The sequence below is a fragment of the Streptomyces sp. NPDC003247 genome, from assembly GCF_042888135.1.
Lineage (GTDB): Bacteria > Actinomycetota > Actinomycetes > Streptomycetales > Streptomycetaceae > Streptomyces.
The window spans coordinates 1-6852 of sequence record NZ_JBIAPF010000003.1 but is presented as its reverse complement, the minus strand read 5'-3'; the positions used below and the strand labels follow the sequence as shown (position 1 = coordinate 6852).

General features: G+C 72.1%; 5 protein-coding genes and 1 pseudogene. 1 reads left to right on the top strand and 5 read right to left on the bottom strand.

From position 1 onward, the window contains the following. Positions 1-264: 264 nt before the first annotated feature. Both ACFYWQ_RS09590 and ACFYWQ_RS09585 read right to left on the bottom strand, forming a co-directional pair. The gene (locus ACFYWQ_RS09590) at positions 265-1620 is read right to left on the bottom strand and encodes an MFS transporter (RefSeq protein ID WP_389514472.1); all 1356 of its coding nucleotides are present in this window, start codon (positions 1618-1620) and stop codon (positions 265-267) included. Positions 1621-1817: 197 nt separating this feature from the next. Then, on the bottom strand, positions 1818-2483 hold the full coding sequence (locus tag ACFYWQ_RS09585; protein ID WP_389514470.1) for a TetR/AcrR family transcriptional regulator: 666 nt from the start codon (positions 2481-2483) through the stop codon (positions 1818-1820). Between the two features lie 173 nt (positions 2484-2656). On the opposite strand from ACFYWQ_RS09585, the gene ACFYWQ_RS09580 reads away from it, so the two are divergent. After that, complete coding sequence (locus ACFYWQ_RS09580) at positions 2657-3544, top strand: shikimate dehydrogenase (protein ID WP_389514469.1); 888 nt, start codon at positions 2657-2659, stop codon at positions 3542-3544. 77 nt (positions 3545-3621) lie between these two features. Here the strand turns inward: ACFYWQ_RS09580 and ACFYWQ_RS09575 are convergent, their stop codons facing one another. From ACFYWQ_RS09575 to ACFYWQ_RS09565, 3 genes and pseudogenes are all read right to left on the bottom strand, one after another. Then, positions 3622-5049 carry a membrane-associated oxidoreductase gene (locus ACFYWQ_RS09575; RefSeq protein WP_389514467.1) on the bottom strand — a complete coding sequence of 476 codons (1428 nt, stop codon included), beginning with the start codon at positions 5047-5049 and terminating at the stop codon, positions 3622-3624. Between the two features lie 128 nt (positions 5050-5177). Then, on the bottom strand, positions 5178-6062 hold the full coding sequence (gene gnd, locus ACFYWQ_RS09570) for a phosphogluconate dehydrogenase (NAD(+)-dependent, decarboxylating) (RefSeq protein ID WP_389514465.1): 885 nt from the start codon (positions 6060-6062) through the stop codon (positions 5178-5180). A 1-nt stretch (position 6063) separates the two neighbouring features. Then, positions 6064-6852 (bottom strand): annotated as a pseudogene (locus tag ACFYWQ_RS09565) (glucose-6-phosphate isomerase); the annotation flags it as partial.

The following is a 6852-nucleotide window of genomic DNA, read 5'->3' as shown; positions in this document are numbered from 1 at the left end:
GCCAGATCGGCCCGGAGTCCTCAGGGCCAGATCGGCCCGGAGTGCCCAGGGCCGGACCCGGCCCTGAGTCCCCAGGGCCGGACCCGGCCCGGAGCCCCCAGGGCTGGACCCGGCCCGGAGTCCCGTGCTGCCGGGCCGTCAGGGCATTCGGTGCCCCGCCGGCCCGTCATCGCACCGGAACGCCCGGACCACCCGGCCCGGTGGGCTCGGGTGGTCCGGGCGGGTCCGTTCGCGGCGCGGGCCGTCTCGGTCGCGGGTCCTGGCTCAGGCCGTCACGGTCTCCCGCTCGGCCGTCTCCCGGCGGGTGCGCTCGCCCAGTTCCTCGGTCGGCACCTTCGCGGTCTCCCGCGCCGTCAGGGCCGCGATCACCGGCGGCACGCACAGGGCCGCCGTGAACAGCGCCACCGCCGTCCAGTCGTCACCGTCGGGGCCGGCGATCTGCGCGGCGAACGTGACCGCGAAACCGGCCACGGCGAAGCCGATCTGGGTGCCGACCGCCATGCCGGACAGACGGACGCGGGTCGCGAACATCTCGCCGTAGAAGGAGGGCCACACACCGTTCGCCGCGCTGTAGACGATGCCGAAGGCGACGATGCCGAGCACCAGGGTCAGCGGGTAGGAGCCCGTGGAGATCGCCCACAGGTAGAGGAACATCGCCACGGCGCTGCCCGCGGCGCCGATCAGGAAGACCGGGCGGCGGCCGATGCGGTCGGACAGGGACGCCCACAGCGGGATCGCGGCGAGCGCGGCCACGTTGGCCAGCGCGCCCACCCACAGCATGGAGGAGCGGCTCATCCCGACCGCGTCGCCGGTGGCGTACGCCAGCGCCCACACGGTGAAGATCGTGGAGACCGACGCGACGAGCGCGCCCGCGATCACCCGCAGCACGTCCGCCCAGTGCTCGCGCATCAGCACGGCCAGCGGCAGCTTGACCACGCCCTCGCTGTCCGCCTGCTGGGCGAAGGCCGGGGTCTCCTCCAGCCTGCGGCGGATGACGTAGCCGACGACGGCGACCGCGATGCTCATCCAGAACGGCACCCGCCAGCCCCACGACATCAGCTGCTCCTCGGGGAGCGCGGCGACGGGGAGGAAGACCAGCGTGGCCAGGAGCTGGCCGCCCTGCGTGCCGCTGAGGGTGAAGCTGGTGAAGAACCCGCGCCGGTTCGGTGGGGCGTGTTCCAGCGTCATGGAGTTGGCGCTGGCCTGCTCGCCGGCGGCGGAGATGCCCTGGAGCACCCGGCACAGCACCAGCAGCACCGGGGCGAGGGTGCCGACCTGGTCGCGGGTGGGCAGACAGCCGATGAGGAACGTGGAGACGCCCATGAGGATGAGCGTGAAGACCATGATCTTCTTGCGGCCCACGCGGTCACCGAAGTGGCCGAGGAAGAGCGCTCCGACCGGGCGGGCCGCGTAGGCGACGCCGAAGGTGGCCAGGGACAGCAGGGTCGCGGTGGCCGGGTCGGACTCGTCGAAGAAGATCTCCGGGAAGATCAGCGCCGCCGCGCTGCCGTAGATGAAGAAGTCGTAGTACTCCAGGGCGCTGCCGATCCAGGCCGCGGTGGCGGCTTTCTTCGGCTGACCGGGTGGGGCGGCGTCGTGGGGTGCGGCGGGGACGGACACGGCGTGCTCCTTCTGGGGACTCCACCGTAGGCGGAGTGGGCGACAACGAGGAAGGCGGGGGCGACCGGATCCCTGGGGTGTCGGGACGGCTCGGCCGGGTGCGACCCGGCTTGTTAACGCACTGGATAGTTAATAGCGGTTGGCTAGGGATGTTGCGCCCGTGTTTCCCCGGTGTCAAGAGCTGGAGCCCGCCGCGTTCAGTCCGCGGACCGCTCCGCCGTCAGATAGGCGATCACCATGTCGCCGAGCATGGTCCGGTAGTGCTCGCGCTGTGCCGGGTCGACCAGGTCCCGTCCGAACAGGGCGCCGAAGGTGTGCCGGTTGGCCACCCGGAAGAAGCAGAACGAGCTGATCATCGCGTGCAGGTCGACGGCGTCGACGTCGGCCGTGAACAGGCCGGACTCCTGCCCGGCGGTCAGGATGCGGCGGATCACGTCGAGCGCGGGGGAGCTGAGCCTGCCCAGTTTCTCGGAGGCGGCGATGTGCTCGGCCTCGTGGATGTTCTCGATGCTGACCAGGCGGATGAAGTCGGGGTGCTGCTCATGGTGGTCGAAGGTGACCTCCGCCAGCCGGCGGATGGCCGCGACCGGGTCGAGGTGTTCGACGTCGAGCTCCTGCTCGGCCTCGCGGATCACGCCGTAGGCCCGTTCCAGGACCGCGGTGAAGAGCTGCTCCTTGCCGCCGAAGTAGTAGTAGATCATCCGCTTCGTGGTGCGGGTGCGGGCGGCGATGTCGTCGACGCGGGCACCGGCGTACCCGGCGCGGGCGAACTCCTGGGTGGCCACGTCGAGGATCTCCGCCTGGGTGCGGGCGGCGTCGCGGATCCGTCCGCCCGGTCGTACCGGTTCGTCGACGCTGGTCATCGGGTTCCTCCGGGCGTAGGGCCAGTGCCCGTGATTGTAGAAGCAGCCGGGGGACGGGCCGCCGGGGTCTTCCCGTGGACCCGTTCGGCTGATATAGCTAACGTACTAGTTCGTACATTAGAGCTCGGTTCGCTCAGGAGAGCTCGGTTCGGTTTTCGGTTCAGGAGGTCCGCGTGACCAAGGACTCGTATCTCGTCGGACTCATCGGTTCCGGCATCGGTCCCTCGCTCAGCCCGGCGTTGCACGAGCGGGAGGCCGAGCGCCAGGGGCTGCGCTACCTGTACCGGCTGATCGACATCGACGTCGTAGGCGTGGAGCCGGAGGCGGTCGGCGACCTGGTGCGGGCCGCGCGCGACCTCGGCTTCGACGGGCTGAACATCACCCACCCGTGCAAGCAGCTCGTCATCCCGCACCTCGACGGCCTCGCGCCGCAGGCGGAGGCGCTGGGCGCGGTCAACACCGTGGTCTTCGAGGCGGACGGCCGGGCCGTCGGCCACAACACGGACGTCACCGGCTTCGCCGCCTCCTTCGCCCGCGGACTGCCCGACGCCCCGCTGGAGCGGGTGGTGCAGCTCGGCGCGGGCGGCGCGGGCGCGGCCGTCGCGCACGCCACGCTCACCCTCGGCGCCGGCCGGGTGACCGTGGTGGACGCCCTGCCCGAGCGGGCCGCCGCCCTCGCCGACGCGCTGAACGGGCACTTCGGGCCGGGCCGGGCCGCCGCCGCCACGCCGGACCGCCTCCCCGGACTCCTCGCCGACGCCGACGGCGTCGGCGGCCTGGTGCACGCCACGCCCACCGGCATGGCCGCCCACCCCGGCCTGCCCCTCTCCGCCGACCTGCTGGGCCCCGGCCTGTGGGTGGCCGAGGTCGTCTACCGGCCCCTGGAGACCGAGCTGCTGCGCACCGCGCGGGACCTGGGCTGCGCCACCCTCGACGGCGGCGGCATGGCCGTCTTCCAGGCGGTGGACGCCTTCCGCCTCTTCACCGGCCGGGAGCCCGACAGCGCCCGGATGCTCGCGGACATCGCCGACCTGGCCGGCGCGGTCCCGGTCCGCAAGTGAGCCGGTCCGCCGACGGACGGCCGCCCGCCCGGGAAGGCTGACGGTCCTGCCGGCTGACCGTCACCGCCCCCTGAACGTCACTGCCGGCTGACGGTCCTCGTCACGCCCGCGACGACCGTCGTGGCCAGGATCCAGCCGGTGACGACGAGGACGTACGCCAGTGTCTGGTGGAGGCCGGACGGGGCGAACGCGGACTCCTGCCCGAAGGAGATGACGGGCAGCAGCAGGTCGAGGGTGTAGAAGACCGGGTGGAAGTCGGGTGCCTCGGACGCCTTGAGCGGCCGGGGGTGCTCCAGCGCGAAGGCGACCGAGCCGACCGCGAGCAGGGACAGCAGCCAGCCGGCGGCCCGCAGCGGACGGAAGCCGTAGCCGACGGCCGCGTCCTGGAGGTGGCCCCACAGCCGCCCGTACCAGGGGAGCGTCGAACGGTGGCGGCGCTGCTTGGCGAGCTGCACCAGCCGGGCCGCCCGGTCGTCGCCGGTCCTGCGGTAGGCGGCGGTGAGCTGCTCGTAGCCGTGCGGGTCGAACCCGCCGTCGTCGCGCTCCAGCATCGGCAGCCGGCGCTCGGCGGGCTCGTGCGGGGTGAGGAAGGTGTAGGTGAGGTCGAGCAGCCGCACCTCCTCGGGGAGCATCTCCGGCTCCAGGTCGAGCTGGTTGATCTCGGCGCGCCGCAGGTTGAGCCGGCCTTCGATCTGGGGGCCGCCGCGCAGCCAGAACTCGCCGATCGCGCAGCTGCTGGCGCGCAGGGCGGTGTTCCCGGGGTGGGAGAGGGACGCGTGCAGCAGGTCCACCCGGCCGGGTATGCGGGCGCCGCGCAGTTCGATCCTGCCCCGCGCGCGCAGCCGCCGGCCCAGCAGGTTGGCCCCCACCGCCAGGGACTCGGCGTCCAGGGCGTGCGCGCCGGGGTTGCTCAGCTCGGCGTCCTCCAGGTCGAGCGAACCGGCGACGGTGGCGCCGTCGAGCCGGACCAGGCCGTGCGCGCGCAGACCGCGGGCGCAGAGGTCGTCGTCGACGGTGAGCTGGTTGAGCTGGAGCACGGGCAGCGCCGGGTCCTCGGCGGTGAGCTCAGCCTCGTCCAGGAAGAGCGCTCCGGCGATCTGTGCCCCGGCGAGGCTCACGAACCCGTCGACCCGGCAGCGGGTCATCCGCAGGCTGCCGTCGATACGGGACCGTGCCGCCGCCAGTCCCGGCAGCGCGGAGTCGCTGAGGTTGAGGTAGTTCAGCCGGGCGCCGGCGAGCCGGGGCGCCGTGTCGAAACGGCACTGGTCCATCCGCACGACGGTGTCGACGACCGCGTACCGCAGATCCAACTCACCGGCGATCCGCGCGCCGACAAGCTTGAGTGCCGCTATTTCCCCTGGCTCCCGAGGCCCGTTGAGCAGCAGGGCGCGCAACACCACGGCCCGCACCGCCTGTTCGCCGTCGTCGCGGAAGTCGACGGTCGCCCCCGTGGCGAAGGCCCGCCAGACGCGCTGTTCGGCCGGTGTCAGATCGTTGATCTCCATCAGCCGCGACTCTGGCGGGCCCTCTTCGCCGGTGTCAACCGGCTGTTGCCTCGAGGACGTGCGGGGTGCCCCCAGGACGGGAGCCCGTGCGGGGTGCCCCCACGAAGGGAGCCCCCCCCACGGCGGCGTTACTCGCCCTTCGCCGACTCGACGGCGTGGCCGCCGAACTGGTTGCGCAGCGCGGCGATCATCTTCATCTGCGGCGAGTCCTCCTGGCGGGAGGCGAACCGCGCGAACAGCGAGGCCGTGATCGCCGGGAGCGGCACGGCGTTGTCGATGGCGGCCTCGACGGTCCAGCGGCCCTCGCCGGAGTCCTGGGCGAAGCCGCGGAGCTTGTCCAGGTGCTCGTCCTCGTCGAGGGCGTTGACCGCCAGGTCCAGCAGCCAGGAACGGATGACCGTGCCCTCCTGCCAGGAGCGGAACACCTCGCGCACGTCGGTGACCGAGTCGACCTTCTCCAGCAGCTCCCAGCCCTCGGCGTAGGCCTGCATCATGGCGTACTCGATGCCGTTGTGGACCATCTTCGAGAAGTGCCCGGCGCCGACCTTGCCGGCGTGGACGTAGCCGTAGGGGCCCTCGGGCTTGAGCGCCTCGAAGACCGGCTGGAGGCGGTCGACGTGCTCCTTGTCGCCGCCGACCATCAGGGCGTAGCCGTTCTCCAGGCCCCACACGCCGCCGGAGACGCCCGCGTCGACGAAGCCGATGCCCTTGGCACCGAGTTCGGCGGCGTGCTTCTCGTCGTCGGTCCAGCGGGAGTTGCCGCCGTCGACGACGATGTCGCCGGCCGCGAGCAGGCCGCCGAGCTCGTCGACGACGGACTGGGTGGCCGGGCCGGCCGGGACCATCACCCAGACCGCGCGGGGCGCTTCGAGCCGCTCGACCAGTTCGGCGAGGCTGCTCACGTCGGACACGTCGGGGTTGCGGTCGTAGCCGACGACGGTGTGGCCGGCGTTGCGCAGACGCTGGCGCATGTTGCCGCCCATCTTGCCGAGACCGATCAGACCCAGCTGCATGTCAGTGCACTTCCTTCAGTTCGCGGTAGGCGGCCACGAGGGCGGCGGTGGAGGGGTCGAGACCGGGGACGTCCGCGCCTTCGGTGAGGGCGGGTTCGAGGCGCTTGGCGAGGACCTTGCCGAGTTCGACGCCCCACTGGTCGAAGGAGTTGATGTTCCAGACGGCGCCCTGCACGAACACCTTGTGCTCGTAGAGGGCGACGAGCTGGCCGAGGACCGAGGGGGTCAGCTCGGTGGCGAGGACGGTGGTGGTGGGGTGGTCGCCGCGGAAGGTCTTGTGGGCGACCAGCTCCTCCGGCACGCCCTCGGCGCGCACCTCCTCGGGGGTCTTGCCGAAGGCGAGGGCCTGGGTCTGGGCGAAGAAGTTCGCCATCAGCAGGTCGTGCTGCGCCTTGAGCCCGTCGCTCAGCTCGTCCACCGGGCGGGCGAAGCCGATGAAGTCGGCCGGGATCAGCTTGGTGCCCTGGTGGATCAGCTGGTAGTAGGCGTGCTGCCCGTTGGTGCCCGGCGTGCCCCACACCACGGGTCCGGTCTGCCACTCCACGGGACGGCCGTCCCGGTCCACCGACTTGCCGTTGGACTCCATGTCCAGCTGCTGGAGGTAGGCGGTGAACTTCGACAGGTAGTGGCTGTAGGGCAGGACCGCGTGCGCCTGGGCGTCGTGGAAGTTGCCGTACCAGATGCCCAGCAGGCCGAGCAGCAGCGGCGCGTTGGCCTCGGCGGGCGCGGTGCGGAAGTGCTCGTCGACGGTGTGGAAGCCGTCCAGCATCTCCCGGAACCGCTCCGGGCC